General features: G+C 72.2%; 20 protein-coding genes. 8 read left to right on the top strand and 12 right to left on the bottom strand.

The genetic code is table 11. From position 1 onward, the window contains the following. The 3 genes from VGE38_RS09995 to ftsE form a co-directional block, all read right to left on the bottom strand. Positions 1-310: hypothetical protein (locus tag VGE38_RS09995; protein WP_331142394.1), on the bottom strand; the 310-nt coding region annotated here is incomplete at its 3' end. A 51-nt stretch (positions 311-361) separates the two neighbouring features. After that, a complete protein-coding gene (gene ftsX / locus VGE38_RS09990; protein WP_331142393.1) occupies positions 362-1,273 on the bottom strand; it encodes a permease-like cell division protein FtsX in 912 nt (303 codons plus the stop codon). A 57-nt stretch (positions 1,274-1,330) separates the two neighbouring features. Continuing rightward, positions 1,331-2,020 (bottom strand): cell division ATP-binding protein FtsE, encoded by a 690-nt coding sequence (gene ftsE, locus VGE38_RS09985; RefSeq protein WP_331142392.1) that lies wholly within the window; start codon positions 2,018-2,020, stop codon positions 1,331-1,333. Between the two features lie 43 nt (positions 2,021-2,063). Here ftsE and VGE38_RS09980 point away from each other — a divergent pair, with 43 nt between their 5' ends. The 3 genes from VGE38_RS09980 (at position 2,064) to VGE38_RS09970 (ending at position 5,801) form a co-directional block, all read left to right on the top strand. Next, positions 2,064-2,693, top strand: a complete 630-nt coding sequence (locus tag VGE38_RS09980) for a hypothetical protein (protein ID WP_331142391.1) — start codon at positions 2,064-2,066, stop codon at positions 2,691-2,693. A gap of 72 nt (positions 2,694-2,765) precedes the next feature. Continuing rightward, positions 2,766-5,123: a fibronectin type III domain-containing protein gene (locus VGE38_RS09975; RefSeq protein ID WP_331142390.1), complete on the top strand. Its 2,358-nt coding sequence runs from the start codon at positions 2,766-2,768 to the stop codon at positions 5,121-5,123. An 81-nt stretch (positions 5,124-5,204) separates the two neighbouring features. Next, complete coding sequence (locus VGE38_RS09970; RefSeq protein ID WP_331142389.1) at positions 5,205-5,801, top strand: ATP-binding cassette domain-containing protein; 597 nt, start codon at positions 5,205-5,207, stop codon at positions 5,799-5,801. Positions 5,802-5,879: 78 nt separating this feature from the next. Here VGE38_RS09970 and prfB read toward each other — a convergent pair whose 3' ends face one another. The 9 genes from prfB to VGE38_RS09925 form a co-directional block, all read right to left on the bottom strand. Continuing rightward, complete coding sequence (gene prfB / locus VGE38_RS09965; RefSeq protein ID WP_331142388.1) at positions 5,880-6,998, bottom strand: peptide chain release factor 2; 1,119 nt, start codon at positions 6,996-6,998, stop codon at positions 5,880-5,882. A gap of 61 nt (positions 6,999-7,059) precedes the next feature. Then, positions 7,060-7,524, bottom strand: coding sequence for a CAP domain-containing protein (locus VGE38_RS09960; RefSeq protein ID WP_331142387.1), 465 nt, complete (start codon positions 7,522-7,524; stop codon positions 7,060-7,062). Between the two features lie 55 nt (positions 7,525-7,579). Next, entirely contained in the window at positions 7,580-8,026 is a 447-nt protein-coding gene (locus VGE38_RS09955) for a pilus assembly protein TadG-related protein (protein WP_331142386.1), read from the bottom strand. Next, positions 8,013-8,459, bottom strand: a complete 447-nt coding sequence (locus VGE38_RS09950; RefSeq protein ID WP_331142385.1) for a hypothetical protein — start codon at positions 8,457-8,459, stop codon at positions 8,013-8,015. Before VGE38_RS09950 ends, VGE38_RS09955 begins: the two co-directional genes overlap by 14 nt. Beyond that, complete coding sequence (locus tag VGE38_RS09945) at positions 8,456-8,803, bottom strand: TadE/TadG family type IV pilus assembly protein (RefSeq protein WP_331142384.1); 348 nt, start codon at positions 8,801-8,803, stop codon at positions 8,456-8,458. The genes VGE38_RS09950 and VGE38_RS09945 overlap by 4 nt, the downstream gene beginning before the upstream one ends. Positions 8,804-8,864: 61 nt before the next feature. After that, the gene (locus VGE38_RS09940) at positions 8,865-9,032 is read right to left on the bottom strand and encodes a hypothetical protein (RefSeq protein ID WP_331142383.1); all 168 of its coding nucleotides are present in this window, start codon (positions 9,030-9,032) and stop codon (positions 8,865-8,867) included. 37 nt (positions 9,033-9,069) lie between these two features. After that, positions 9,070-9,981, bottom strand: coding sequence for a type II secretion system F family protein (locus VGE38_RS09935; protein WP_331142382.1), 912 nt, complete (start codon positions 9,979-9,981; stop codon positions 9,070-9,072). Between the two features lie 5 nt (positions 9,982-9,986). After that, positions 9,987-10,871: a type II secretion system F family protein gene (locus VGE38_RS09930; RefSeq protein WP_331142381.1), complete on the bottom strand. Its 885-nt coding sequence runs from the start codon at positions 10,869-10,871 to the stop codon at positions 9,987-9,989. Next, positions 10,871-11,605: a TadA family conjugal transfer-associated ATPase gene (locus VGE38_RS09925; RefSeq protein ID WP_331142380.1), complete on the bottom strand. Its 735-nt coding sequence runs from the start codon at positions 11,603-11,605 to the stop codon at positions 10,871-10,873. Before VGE38_RS09925 ends, VGE38_RS09930 begins: the two co-directional genes overlap by 1 nt. A 153-nt stretch (positions 11,606-11,758) precedes the next feature. On the opposite strand from VGE38_RS09925, the gene VGE38_RS09920 reads away from it, so the two are divergent. From VGE38_RS09920 to VGE38_RS09900, 5 genes are all read left to right on the top strand, one after another. Next, positions 11,759-12,157, top strand: a complete 399-nt coding sequence (locus VGE38_RS09920; RefSeq protein ID WP_331142379.1) for an ImmA/IrrE family metallo-endopeptidase — start codon at positions 11,759-11,761, stop codon at positions 12,155-12,157. A 110-nt stretch (positions 12,158-12,267) separates the two neighbouring features. Beyond that, positions 12,268-12,597: an alpha/beta hydrolase family protein gene (locus tag VGE38_RS09915; protein WP_331142378.1), complete on the top strand. Its 330-nt coding sequence runs from the start codon at positions 12,268-12,270 to the stop codon at positions 12,595-12,597. Continuing rightward, the gene (locus tag VGE38_RS09910) at positions 12,594-13,019 is read left to right on the top strand and encodes a hypothetical protein (protein ID WP_331142377.1); all 426 of its coding nucleotides are present in this window, start codon (positions 12,594-12,596) and stop codon (positions 13,017-13,019) included. The genes VGE38_RS09915 and VGE38_RS09910 overlap by 4 nt, the downstream gene beginning before the upstream one ends. A 120-nt stretch (positions 13,020-13,139) precedes the next feature. Next, positions 13,140-13,328 carry a helix-turn-helix domain-containing protein gene (locus VGE38_RS09905; RefSeq protein ID WP_331142376.1) on the top strand — a complete coding sequence of 63 codons (189 nt, stop codon included), beginning with the start codon at positions 13,140-13,142 and terminating at the stop codon, positions 13,326-13,328. An 86-nt stretch (positions 13,329-13,414) separates the two neighbouring features. Continuing rightward, positions 13,415-13,603 (top strand): hypothetical protein, encoded by a 189-nt coding sequence (locus tag VGE38_RS09900; RefSeq protein ID WP_331142375.1) that lies wholly within the window; start codon positions 13,415-13,417, stop codon positions 13,601-13,603. Positions 13,604-13,653 lie beyond the last annotated feature (50 nt).

Raw genomic sequence — 13,653 nt, 5'->3', positions numbered from 1 at the left:
GCTTCTGCTGCGCGCCGGCGAGCGCCGCGCGGGTCCGGGCCAGCCGCGCGTTCGCCGTCGCCAGCTGGGCGTCGGCCGCCTCGAGCTGCTCGCTGGCCGCGCGCAGGCCCGCGCTGGAGTGCTCCAGCTCGTCGTGCGCGTGCGCGAGCTGCTCCTGGACCCGCTTCTGCTTCTCCTTCAGCTTGTCGCCGTCAGCGGCGAACGCGGCGTCGAGGGAGTGATTGATCGGGACACACAGCCCGCCGAGGGTGACCGCTGCCAGGGTGGCGGCGGCGAACCGTCGGCGTGCGGCACGGGGGAAGGGACGCACCGTGAAGCCTTCGTTCGGGGAAGAGAACGCCTCGAACCTAGACCGAGCGGATCAGACTTTGAGGTATTTCCGCGTCAGCAGGAGTGTCGGCAACAGCGTGAGCACCGGCCCCAGCACGGCGACCAGCCCGACGGCGTACCAGAAGTCCGACCAGCCGACCCACGGGATGAAGCCCAGCCAGTCCTGCAGCCGCTGCTGCAGGCCGAACTCCATGAACGCCCCGAGCGCGCCGCCGGCCAGCGCCACCCCGATGGCGGCGGTGACCAGGGCCTCCAGGAGGAACGGCAGCGCGATGTAGAGCGTGCTCGCACCGACCAGCCGCATGATGCCGATCTCCTTGCGGCGTGCGAACGCCGCCAGCCGGATGGTGTTGGCCACCAGGAGCAGCGCCGCCAGCACGAGGAAGAGGGCGATCGCGAGGGCGCCGTACTGCAGCGCGTCGATGGAGTTGAGGATCGGCCCCACGACGTCACGCATGTCCTGGACCCGGGCCACGCCGTCGAGCCCGGCGACGGCCTCGGTCACCACGTCGGCCTGCCGCGGGTCCGTGAGCGTGACCCACACCGACTCGGCCAGGTCGGCCTCGGTGATGACGGCGTCGGGGCCCTCGAACCGCTCCGCGCCGAAGAGCTCCTTGACCTTGCGGAACGCCTCGCCCTTGGATTCCAGGTACCACGACTCCACGTCGGGGTTCTCGTCCACGACCTCGGTGATCGCCTGCTTCTGCGCGTCGGTCACCTCGCTGGTGCAGCTCGGGTTGTCGTCGCCGGCGCGGCAGAGGTAGACGGTGATCTGGAGCTGGTTGCCCCACTGGTCGGCGGTGCGCTCGGCCTGCTGGTTGAGCAGCAGGCCGAACCCGACGAGCGTCAGGGAGACGAACAGCGTGAGCACGACCGCGATGTGCATCGACAGGTTGCGACGCAGGCCCTGGGCGAGCTCGGAGAAGACATAGCGCAGCTGCATGAGGTCAGGTTTTCGCTCTCTGGGCTCTCGGGAGGGGCTCTCGGAGGGTACGACGGGTCAGTGCTGCCAGCCGTAGACGCCCTGCGCCTGGTCGCGGGTCACCCGGCCGTCGGCCAGCTCGATGACCCGCTTGCGCATCTGGTCCACGATGCCAGCGTCGTGGGTGGCCATGACCACCGTCGTGCCGGTGCGGTTGATCCGGTCCAGCAGCTTCATGATGCCGACGCTGGTGGCCGGGTCCAGGTTGCCGGTGGGCTCGTCGGCGATGAGGATCATCGGCCGGTTGACGAACGCGCGCGCGATGGCGACCCGCTGCTGCTCGCCGCCGGAGAGCTCGTCGGGCATCCGGTCGCCCTTGCCGTCGAGGCCGACCAGCTCCAGGGTCTCCGGCACCCGGGTGCCGATCTCGCCGCGGGAGTGCCCGGTGACCTGCATGGCGAAGGCGACGTTCTCGCTGACCGTCTTGTTCTGCAGCAGCCGGAAGTCCTGGAAGACGGTGCCGATCTGGCGGCGCAGCCGCGGCACCTTCCACGCGGCGAGCCGGTTGATCTCCTTGCCGGCGACGTAGACCCGGCCGCTGGTGGGGCGGGTCTCGCGCAGGACCAAGCGCAGCGCGGTGGACTTGCCCGAGCCGGACTGACCGACGAGGAAGACGAACTCCCCCTTCTCCACGTCCACCGACACCTGGTCGAGGGCGGGCCGGCCGGTTCCGGGGTAGGTCTTGGTGACCTTCTCGAAGCGAATCACCCGATCGAGGATAGGCGAACCGCCAGGTGACTAAGGTTTCCGCGTGTCGTGGGTGCGGGCGTTGCCGTTGCTGGCCGCTGCCGTCGTGGTGACGCTGGCGCCCGTCGGGCTCGGCGTGCTGCTCTCCGCGCCGCCGTCCGCTCCCCCTGCGCAGCCCCTGGCCACGCCCCTGTCCTCGCTCGACACCGCGACGCTGACGCTGGCCCGCGCCCCGTTCTGCGAGCGCATCGCCGCCACCGACGTGGCCGCGGCTCTCGGCGGCACGCCCGACGACGGCGCCGCCTGGTCCAACGGCGATCCGGTCCCGCTGCCCGACGGCAGCACCGACGTCGGACACGAGTACGGCTGCCGCTGGTCGCTCCCGTCCGGTGCCGCCGTGGCCGCCTGGGTGTTCGCCCCGCCCGTCCCGCCGGAGTCCGCCGAGGCGCTGGTGACGGCCGCCGCGGCGACCGAGGGATGTACGCCGGTCAGCGGCGCGCCGGCGTACGGCTCGCCGGCGTACGGCTCGCCGTCGGTGACGCTCAGCTGCGGCCCCACGGTGTCCTTCCGTGGCCTGTTCGGCGACGCGTGGCTGGTGTGCGAGGCCACCTCGCTGCCCACCCCGGCCGGCGGAGACCCCGTGGAGCGGGCCGGGCGCTGGTGCACGAGCGTCGCGGTCGCGGCGGGTGCCTGAGACCCCGCCGGAGACCGGCGTCGACTCGTCGATTCGGCTGCGCCACCAACGCCGCGCCTCTACTGTCTCGCCGTGATCCCCCGCCGCGGCCCTGTCGCCCTCACCGTGCTCACCGCCGTGATGGCAGTCCTGATCGTGCAGCCGACCCCTGCCACTGCCACCGCCACCGAAGAGCCGTCGGCGCCACAGCTGGCAGAGGTCGACCTCGACCTGACCCGGCCGGTAGGCGGCGCCCGGGCGCTGCGGCTGCTCGGCTCGAAGCTGCCCGCCGCCGCGGCCGTCAACGACATGACCGGCCCGGAGCTGCGCACCCTGCTCAGCACCGACCCGACCGCGGCACTGGCGACCGACGGCTCCCTGTACTTCCGGGATCGGGCACCAGCCTCCGGCTCAACGGCCACTGCGACCACCACTGCGGCAGCCGCCACCTCGCCGCCGGCGTACCCGCTGGAGGAGACCTTCGAGCTGCACAGCAACCCGGGGTCGGCCCGCACGATCTTCCTCGACGTCGACGGCGCGACCGTGTCGGGGACGCTCTGGAACGACGAGGTCGGCATCGGGCAGGGCCTCCGTCCGGCGTGGGACCCGGCCGGAGACGGCGCCGCCTTCAACGCCGACGAGCGCGCGATGGTCCAGGAGATCTGGGCGCGTGTCGCGGAGGACTACGCGCCGTTCGACGTCGACGTGACCACCGAGGACCCGGGCGAGGAGCTGCTCAACCGCGACAGCGGCGGGGACCAGACCTACGGCCTTCACCTGCTGGTCGGCGCCAACGAGGACGCCATGGAGGCGGCCTGCGCGGGGCTGTGCGGCGGGATCGCCTGGCTCAACACGTTCTCCGATATCAGCAGCACGGGCTACTACCAGACCGCGTGGGTCTTCGCCGGTGCGCTGCTCGACGACCCCATGCGCATCGCCGAGGCGGCCTCACACGAGGCCGGCCACACCTTCGGTCTCGAGCACGACGGCACCTCGACCGACGAGTACTACGACGGCCACGGCAACTGGGCGCCGATCATGGGCGTCGGCTACTACAGCGCGGTCACGCAGTGGAGCGACGGCAGCTACACGGACGCGAACAACCACCAGGACGACGTCACGATCATCGGCTCCGCGGCGCACGCGCCGGTGCGCGCCGACGAGGCCGTCGGCACGGTCGAGGGTGCGGCCGGCATCCCGGCCGGGACCGCCTACATCTCTTCCCGGGACGACGTCGACGTGTACGACCTGGGCGTCTGCGAGGGCGCTGTCACGGTGACGGCGACCCCCGCTCCTCTCGGACCCAACCTCGACATCGCCCTGCAGGTACTCACCGGGGACGGCACCCCGTTCGGGGCGGAGACCGACCCGCCGTCAGGCCAGATCGGCGACGGCGGCGCGACCGTGCCGGTCGCGACGGGCCTGACGGCGAGCATGTCGGACCCGGCCGTCCCGGTCGGCACCTACTTCGTCAGCATCCGGGGCGCCGGCGCCGACTCCTACGACGACTACGGGAGCCTGGGCGCCTACACCCTCGAGACCATCGGCTGCACCGCACCCACCAGCGTGCTGCCCAGTGCGCCGACAGGACTGGTCGGCACCGGTGACGCCGAGGCCGGGACGGCCACCGTGTCCTGGGCCGCTCCGATCTCCGACGGCGGGTCGCCGGTCACGGGCTACGAGTCGCGCATCGACGGCGGATCGTGGAGCGCGTCGAGTCCGGCCACGACGCGCGAGTTCACCGACCTGGCCCGCGGCCCGCACACCGTCCAGGTGCGCGCCGTCAACGCCAACGGCCCCAGCCAGCCGGCCAGCGTCACCGTGACCCTGGCGACGGTCCCCGGAATGGTCGGCGGCATCACGGTGACCACCGACTTCGTGGCCGGTACGGCGACCCTCAGCTGGCCGGAGCCGGGCACAGGCGGCAGTCCGATCCTCGACTACGGCATCGATGACGGCTACGACCTGCTCGGGTGGACCGGTGGGAAGCGAACGGCGACGATCGAGGGACTCGACCGCGGAGCGACCTACGAGTTCGGCATCGTGGCGGTGAACAACGAGGGCTACGGGCCGCGCGGCGTCGTGACCGTCACTCTCACCGCGCCGCCGCCCGCTCCTCCGACACCGACCGTGCAGTTCCCGCGGCCCAACGCACCGGTCCTGCTCCGTCCCAAGCCTGGCAAGAAGGGCGGCAAGGTCACGGTGGTCGTGCGGTGGAAGGTACCGACCTTCACCGGGGGCCTGACGGTGGGGAACTACCGCGTCGAGCTGCAGCGGCTCGACCGGCGCGGCGCCGTCACCAAGACCACCTATCCGTACGTGCCGCGGAAGCGGCTCAAGGCGGAGTTCACGGTCAGCAAGGGCTTCCGCTACCGGGTGCGCATCCAGGCGCGCACGGCCAGTGGCTACAGCGACTGGAGTGCGGCAACGGCACCCGTGAAGGGGCGCTGACCGGCCGGATGCCGATGCGGGTTGCATCCGCCTGGCTTTTGTGTAGTAATTCAGTGGTCTTTACGTAGTTAGGAGCCGCTGATGCGCACACCACCTCCGGGCCTGCCCAGCCACCCGACGTACGACCCCGCGGCGAGCGCCGTGCGGGTCCGTGGGCTGCACCGCTGTGCCACGGACCGCGGCGCGCTCCACGGCATCGACCTCGACGTGCACCATGGCGAGTTCGTCGCGGTCCTCGGCCAGCCGGGCAGCGGGAAGACCACCCTCTTTCGGGCGCTCGCCGGGCGTGACCGGGACCTGCCCGGCTCCGGGGTGGTGCGGGTCCCTGCGGAAGTGACGGTCCTCGGACCGGTCGTCGGAAGGAACCTCTCGGTCACGACCGAGCTCCTGCTCGGCGACGACCCCTTCGCGGCGCTCGACACCATCAGCCGGGCGCGGATGCACCTACTGCTGCGCTCGGTCTACGAGAGCCACCGGCCGGCCGTCGTCCTGGTGACCCACGACGTCGACGAGGCGCTCGTCCTGGCCCAGCGGGTGATCGTGCTCGAGTCCGGCCGGATCCGCGCGGAGCTGACGGTGCCGCGGGTCTCCCGGCACAGCGAGGAGTACGCCGCCGTACGCGCGCGCCTGATCGCCGAGGTCGAGCACGGCGCGGTCGACCGGGCCGCGACGGCCTAGCTCTCCCCCGGGCACCTGACCTGGCTCACCGCGACACGCCGGCGGGACGTCGGCAGCGTCAGGTGCCTGGCGGCCGGGTCAGTTCGCGGCGGCCTTGTCGGCGCCGCGGCGCCAGCGGATGCCGGCCTCGAGGAAGCCGTCGAGGTCGCCGTCAAAGACAGCGCTGGGGTTGCCGGTCTCGAAGCCGGTGCGCAGGTCCTTGACGATCTGGTACGGGTTGAGCACGTAGTTGCGCATCTGGTCGCCCCAGCTCGCGGCGACGTCGCCCTTGAGGTCCTTCTTGAGCGCGGCCTCCTCGGCCTTCTTCTTCGCCAGCAGCTTGGCCTTGAGGACCACCATCGCCGAGGCCTTGTTCTGCAGCTGCGACTTCTCGTTCTGGCAGCTGACCACGATGCCGGTGGGGATGTGGGTCAGGCGGACCGCGGAGTCGGTGGTGTTGACCGACTGGCCACCGGGACCGCCGGAGCGGAAGACGTCGACGCGGATCTCGTTCTCGTCGACCTCGATCTCGTCGGTCTGCTCGAGCACGGGGACGACCTCGACGGCGGCGAACGACGTCTGCCGGCGGCCCTGGTTGTCGAACGGGCTGATCCGGACCAGGCGGTGGGTCCCGGCCTCGACCGACAGCGTGCCGTAGGCGTACGGCGCGTGGATCGCGAACTCGGCCGACTTGATGCCGGCCTCCTCGGCGTAGGAGACGTCGAAGACCTCGACGGGGTACTTGTGCTGCTCGGCCCAGCGCGTGTACATCCGCATCAGCGTCTCGGCGAAGTCCGCGGCGTCGACGCCGCCGGCGCCGGAGCGGATGGTGACGATCGCCTCGCGCTCGTCGTACTCACCCGACAGCAGCGTGCGGACCTCGAGCGCCTCGACGTCCTTGCGGATGCGGGCCAGCTCGGACTCGGCGTCGGCCATCGAGTCGGCGTCGCCCTCCTCGGTGGCGAGCTCGACCAGGACGCCGAGGTCCTCCACGCGGGACTGCAGGCCCTCGAACCGCTCGAGCTCACCCTGGAGCATCGACAGCCGTCCGGTGACCTTCTGCGCGTTGGCCTGGTCGTCCCAGAGGTCGGGCGCGGCGACCTGCTCCTGGAGGTCGGCGATCTCGGTCTTCATCGTGTCGAGGTCGATGACCTGCTCGATGGTGCGCATGGTCGCCTGGAGCTGCTTGATCTCGGCGTCGAAGTCGGGGCCTGCCACAAGGGGCAAGGTTACTGGACCGACCCGCGGCCCCGTGATTCCCCGCGGGCGGGCGCAGCGATCAGCGGCGGCCGAAGACCTGGGCGACGTACCACTGGCCGTCGCTGCCCTTGCGGGCCGCGACCTCGACCTTCCGGAACCGCGGGTCGAGGATGTTGCGCCGGTGCCCCGCGGACCGCATCCAGCCTTGGCGCACGACGCTGCGGCCGGTGCCGAAGCCCACCGCGACGTTCTCGCCCGCATAGCTCAGGTCGCAGCCGCGCAGGACCGCGCCGAGGTCCTGGTGGTAGATCGTCCGGCGCGCCGCCATCTTGGCCGCCTGCCGCACGGCGTAGCGCCGCAGGCAGTCACTGCCCTTGGCGCGTCTGACACCGTGCTGGACGCGCACGGCGTTCGTCGCACGCTCCGCGGTCTCCGCGTAGCTGCCCGCACCGGCCTGCGCGGGCGACGCCGCGAAGAGCACCAGCGTGGAGAAGAGCACGGCGGCACCGAGCGCCGCCACCTGCCGAGTCAGGGAAGAAAGCATCTACTCCATGGTGAGCACCGCTTCTCGCGGATGCAAACCGACGGACCGCCGCGACTCACTCCGGGGCCTCGACGCTCACCACGGCGGCGCCGGTCGCGCCGACGAGTGCGGTGTCCGGCGCGCCGGGGACCGTGAGCGGGAGCTCGAGCGGCGCCTGCAGCCGCACGCTCACCCGTTCGGCGGATGGGTCCACGTCGACGTCGAACCGCAGTCCGGGGAACCGCTCGTAGGCGCCGACGCCGCGCAGGTAGTCGGCGACCGCGGCGTGGGCCTGCCCGCGGGTCAGCTCGAGGCGCCGGCCGGCCAGCCCGCCGGCGTACACCTCGGCGCCCTCGGCCCCCAGGTCGGCGCCCTGCAGCGCGGCACCGTCGGCCAGGCTGTCCAGGCCCTGCCGGTGGAGATAGGCGGCGGTCACATCGACGACGACCGCCACCGCGACCAGGAGCACCGCCGCGAACCCGATGATCAGCGGGATCGTCGAGCCCCGCTCAGCCCGTCGCACCGGCTGCCTCCTGGAACCGGCCGACCGGCACGGTGTGCGCGGCCTCGAGCGCGAACCCGGGCCGGCCGCCTCCCAGCGACTCCGGCAGCCACGGCAGGTCGACGCGGCTGGCGACCCGGACGGTGATGACCGACGTGCCGGCGTGGCAGGCGCGGGGGTACGGCGTGCAGCTGACCGTCAGCTCCAGCGGTGCCGTCTCGATGCCCTGGTCGGCGAGCGCCTGCCGTGCCGCGGCAGCGGCCCGCGTGTGCCCGAGCGCGTCGCTCCCGGCGAGGGCGTAGGCCCGTCCGGCTGCCCGGGCGGCGGCGCTGACGGCGAACGCACCACGCTGCACCTCGAAGACCGACACCACGATCCACAGCAGCGGCGCCAGCAGCAGGATGCCGAGCCAGCTGAACTCCACCAGCGCACTGCCGCGCTCCGACCGGTTCACGGCTGCTCCTCGACGGCATGCGCGGCGACCTCGAAGTCGACGGCCGGCCCGCCCAACCCGAGCGCCGGCACCGACGCGTGCACGACGATCTCCACCCCGGGAGCGCCCTCGACCAGCGCCGGCCTGGCCCGCACACCATCGGCGAACCGGCCTCCGACGACGCCCCGCAGCTGCTCGTGGGTCTTGGCCAGGCCGTCGGCGACGTCGCGGTCCAGCGTGGCGGCGTACCGCGCACCCTCGGCCGCCGCGCTCGCCAGCGTGTTGCGCACGAACAGCACCAGCGCCACCTGCAGCACACCCAGGAAGAGCGGGACGAGCAGCACCAGGACCAATACGAAGTCCACGACCGCGGCACCGCGCTCATGACCGGGCTGGCCACGACGCCGACGACGGCCGGGCACCGACCTACCGGACCTTGCCGAGCGCGTCCGACAGCATCTGCTGCAGCTGGTCGTCGGCGAGCCCGTACAGCGCGGCGCACAGGCCGGCGGACATCACCGTCACCAGCACCCAGCCCGGCACGTCCCCGCGCTCGTCCCGCGTCACCCAACGGCGGACCAGTCGTCGTGTCATCCTGCTTCCTCTCTCCATGCTCGTGCCGCCCGCCCCGTCACGGGGCCGTCAGCCGTAGCCCGATCACACCGGGGTAGAACGCGAACAGCACCGTCACCGGCAGGACCAGGAAGACCACCGGGACCATCATCAGGATCTCCTTGCGAGCGGCGACCTCGATCAGCTCACGCCGCCCGGCCTCCCGGACGTCGGCGGCCTGGGCGTGCAGGACGTCGGCCAGCGGCGTGCCTCGCTCCACGGCGACCGCGACGCCGGCGGCGAAGCGCGCGACGAGCGGCAGCCCGGTGCGCGCGGCCAGCGCGTCGAAGGCCGCGGCGACCGGTTGGCCGGTGCGGACGTCGGCGAGCACCCGGGCCAGCTCACCGGAGAGCTCGCCACCGCTGCGGCGGACCACGCGATCGAGGGCGACGGCGGGGCTCTCGCCGGCGGCCACCGCGAGCGCGAGCAGCTCGGCGACGGTCGGGAACTCGGCGATCATCCGGCGCTCGCGGGTCCGCACCTGCGCAGTGAGCCGGTTGTCGCGGGCCAGGACCCCGACCCCGAAGGCCACCACGCAGACGACCGCGGCGGAGACGGCGTCGCCCGGATCGGCCAGGGTCCGCAGCACGCCGTACGCCGCTGCCACCGCGAAGCAGCACAGTCCCCAGAGGACCTGCTCGACCCGGAACTCGTGGACGGTCCGGTCCAGACCCGCCCGCGCCAGGCGGCGTCGGACGGAGGTGGCGCCGCCGAGCACCCGCTCGATGGCATCCGCCGCCGTGCGCAGCACCGGACCGAAGACGCCGACCGCTGCCGGCACGCCGGCCTCGCCGCTCGGTCGTACGTCGCTCGGCAGGTCGCGCAGGTAGGGCAGCACACGCGCCGCGAGGCCGGGTCGTCGGATCGCGCTCAGCCGGAGCGCGACCAGCAGGAACCCGACGCCGGCCACCGCCCCCAGCAGCGAGCCCACGGCACTCACGTTGCTCGCTCCCGCTCGGGACCCGTCGCGACCAGCAGACGGCGCTCGGTGGGCAGCCGACCGATCCGCATCATCGCGCGGTAGGCCACGGCGCACGCGACACCCCCGGTCACCAGCACGACGACGCCACTCGGGGACGCATAGCGTCGTACGACGTCGGACTGCACCGACATGAGCAGCAGCACCAGCCACGGCGCGGCCACGGCGAGCCGGGCGCCGTTGATCGTCCAGGCCTGGCGCGACTCGAGCTCGGAGCGGGTCCGGGCGTCGTCGCGCAGGTAGCCCGACAGGTTCCGCAGCAGCCGGCCGAGCTCCCCGCCCCCGACCTCCCGAGCGATCCGCAGCCCTTCCACGACCCGGTCGCCGACCGGGTCGGCCAGTCGCGCCTTGAGGTGGTCGAGCGACTCACCGAACCTGCCCGACACCTGGTAGTCGAGCGCGAACGCCGCGAAGTCGGACCGCAGCGGCTCGGGGCCACGCACGGCGAGCGCCGCGACCGCCTCAGGCAGCGACAGTCCCGCGCGTACGGCGGAGGCGAGGTTGTCCACCGCCTCCGGCCAGACCTCCGCGAACTCCCGCTGCCGGCGCCGGGCACGACCGGCCACGACCGTGACCGGGAGGTAGCCGCCCAGGCAGCCGAACGCCAGCGCGACCGGAGGCGTCGCGGAGACGACCTGCACCACGGTCCCGGCGATCAGGCCACAGCCCAGGCACAACAGCAGGAAGCCGCCGGGAGCCACCTGCCCGAGACCCGCCGACGCCAACAGCCGGGCGGTCCGGGACGGCCCGCCGCGGGCCGGTCGCCCGGTGCGCGGCATGGTGAACGCCGACCAGACGAGCAGCAACCCCAGCCCCGTGCCGAGCCCGACCAACGCTCCCATCACGCCCCCGCCAGCAACCGGTGGACGTCGATGCCGGCCCGCGCGTAGCGCTCGGCCCGCGGTGGCATGCCGTTGGCCCGGCGCAGCTCACCGCCGGTTCGCTCGAAGATCGTCTCGGTCTCGATGACGTCCTGCTCGACGCGACCGGGGACCCCGACGATCTCGTTGACGCGGCGCACACCGCGCTCGTCGACCCCGAGGTGCACGACCAGGTCCACGCTGGCGGCGACCGTGGGGACGACGAAGCGGGCCGAGATGTTCTCTCCGGCGAGCAGCGGCAGGGTGCACATCTTCACCAGCGCCTCACGCGCGGAGTTGGCGTGCAGCGTGCACATGCCCGGCAGCCCCGCGTTGAGGGCGAGCAGCAGGTCGAGACACTCCTCGGCACGCACCTCGCCGACGACGATGCGACTGGGGCGCATCCGCAGCGCCTCCTTGACCAGGTCCCGCAGCCGCACCTCGCCGGTGCCCTCGAGCCCCGCCTGCCGGGTCTGCAGCTGGACGTGGTCGGGATGTGGGAAGCGCAGCTCGTAGACCTCCTCCGCGCTCACTACCCGGTCGCCACCCGGGATCGCGGCGCACAGGCAGTTGAGCAGCGTCGTCTTGCCGGCCTGGGTCCCGCCGGCGACCAGGATGTTGAGACCGGCTCGTACCGAGGCCTCGAGGAACGCCGCGGCCGGGGCGGTGAGGCTGCCGAGCTCGACCAGCTCGCCGAGTCGCGCGGCACGCAGCACGAACTTGCGGATGTAGTGCGCCCGCCGAGTCGCTGACCTGCGCAGCGGCCGGAGGCAGCCTGTCTGACCTGCATGAACAGTGTTTGGTGCTGTTGACGGTCACGGACTGCAAACGGCTGTCTTGCGGACTCGCTGCGGACCGAGCTCGACGTCATGACCAAGATGGCCCGGATGAACGATCCCAACGTTGACCCGTGGCCGGTCGACACGATCACGACCTATCCGCTCGTGCCATCACGCCGCGGCGACGGCACGGTGACACGCGGCGAGGGCCCTAGAACACTCGATCAGCACGAGTTGGCCGAGCGTCAGGCAGCGCGTCGCAAGAAGGCGATCGAGCGAGCCGCACAGGCGTTCGCCGACGGTCTGCTGACCGCCGAACTGATGACACCGCGTGAGCAGGCGGAGGCCGCCTGGTCCCGCACGTCGCCGTACACGGTCGACGAGCTCGAGGACCGTATCCGTATCGAGCGGGGCATGACCCCCATCCACGGAAGCATTGCGACGTCGGACCAGGCGCGGCGCGCCAAGAAGGGAGGTGCCAACAGCTGACCCCCGGCCCCGCCGCATGCGGGGCAGGCACCCAAGAACAGCGGCCCCGGCCGGTGGTGCAACACCGACCGAGGCCATCGGAATCACGAGTGCGAAGGACTCGATCAACCATGCAGCACACTACTCAGGATTACCGGCAGTGCCCGACGTTCACCTGGTGCAACGGCACCGGCCACGACGACGACCACTGCGGCGCCAGGACGGGTATCGCGGCCACCGGCGACCCCGAGACCTACGACTACGACCACAGCAACGGCGGGGCCGTCGTGCCGACGGTCGCCGCCTATCTGGCGGCGACCGGCGACGGGCCCGCGGGGGTCGCGCTGAACGTCTACGTGCCCGGGCGGCGTACGACGGGCGTCGACGTGACGATGACGCTCAGGGAGGCCCGGGTCCTGCGGGACACGCTGACCGAGCTGCTCGAGGAGGTCGGCCGATGATGCACACGAAGGCCCCGATGGCCTCCTTCGGGTGGCGAGACATCCACGAGGCGAGGGAGGTCCTCCACGCCTGCCAGGTCCTCGACATCGACCGCGACGAGCCGGCATTGGAGGCCTGGAGCAAGCGGCTCGCCAAGCACGTGCGTACGCGCTCCAGCGTGGGTGGCCTCCTGATGTGGAACCAGACCCGCGACACCGAAGGCGGCGCGTTCTTCATGGTCAGCGGCCAGACGCCCGCCGAAGAGCGCCAGGTGCTGGAGAACGCGTTCTGGCTGATCTCCTGCGGTGCGGTGTACGCCGCCAGCCGCGTCGGGTCGAGGCACTGGAAGGAGTGGCCCGACTACCGGACCACGATCGCCGGCGACCGCTACCTCGTGTGGGTGCTCTCGAACGCGCACGACGTCGAGGGGATGCTCCGATGACCAGCCCGGCGGCGGGGGGCCCCCGGCTGGGCCGCTGCTCGGGGCCGACGCACGTGGGAACCGTAGGGGGACGACCTCTGGCGGGCGCCGGGTCCGCAAGGGCAGCGAGGAGGGATTGGGATGATCGAGCGCTTCTGGCACTCCACCCACACGGCGGCCGCGCACAGCGGCTTCCACCCGCAGACCGTGCGCAAGGCGTGCGAGTCCGGCGAGCTCCACGGCTCGCAGCGCACCAAGGGCGGCCGGTGGCGGATCCACCGCGACTGCTTGGACGCCTGGCTGCGGGGCGAGAAGTGCGAGCACCAGTAGCCGCACCGGTGTCAGAGCGGGCCGTTACCGTCATGGCCCACAACGACCGCGCCGGCTCGGGCACGGCCCAAGAGAAAGGAACTGCAGTGACGGAAGAGCGGACCATCAAGGACGGCTTCAGCGACGCCATCGGCACCCTGCTCGGCAGCATCGAGCGGGCAAACACCAGCCCGGACGCCCTCCGCTACGCCCAGGCGCTCAATGAGGTCGCCGAGGCGTGGGCGTGGGTGACCAGCCCGGCCCAGCCGCACGGCGGGAACGCGCGCGCTCTCTGAGAGTGCGTTGGTGGGTCTCGGCGGGGCCCCGCCGAGACCCACCAACGCAC

Source organism: Nocardioides sp., from assembly GCF_036405735.1.
GTDB lineage: Bacteria > Actinomycetota > Actinomycetes > Propionibacteriales > Nocardioidaceae > Nocardioides.
The sequence above is the reverse complement of the archived record's forward strand: the minus strand, read 5'-3'. Positions and strand labels throughout refer to the sequence as shown.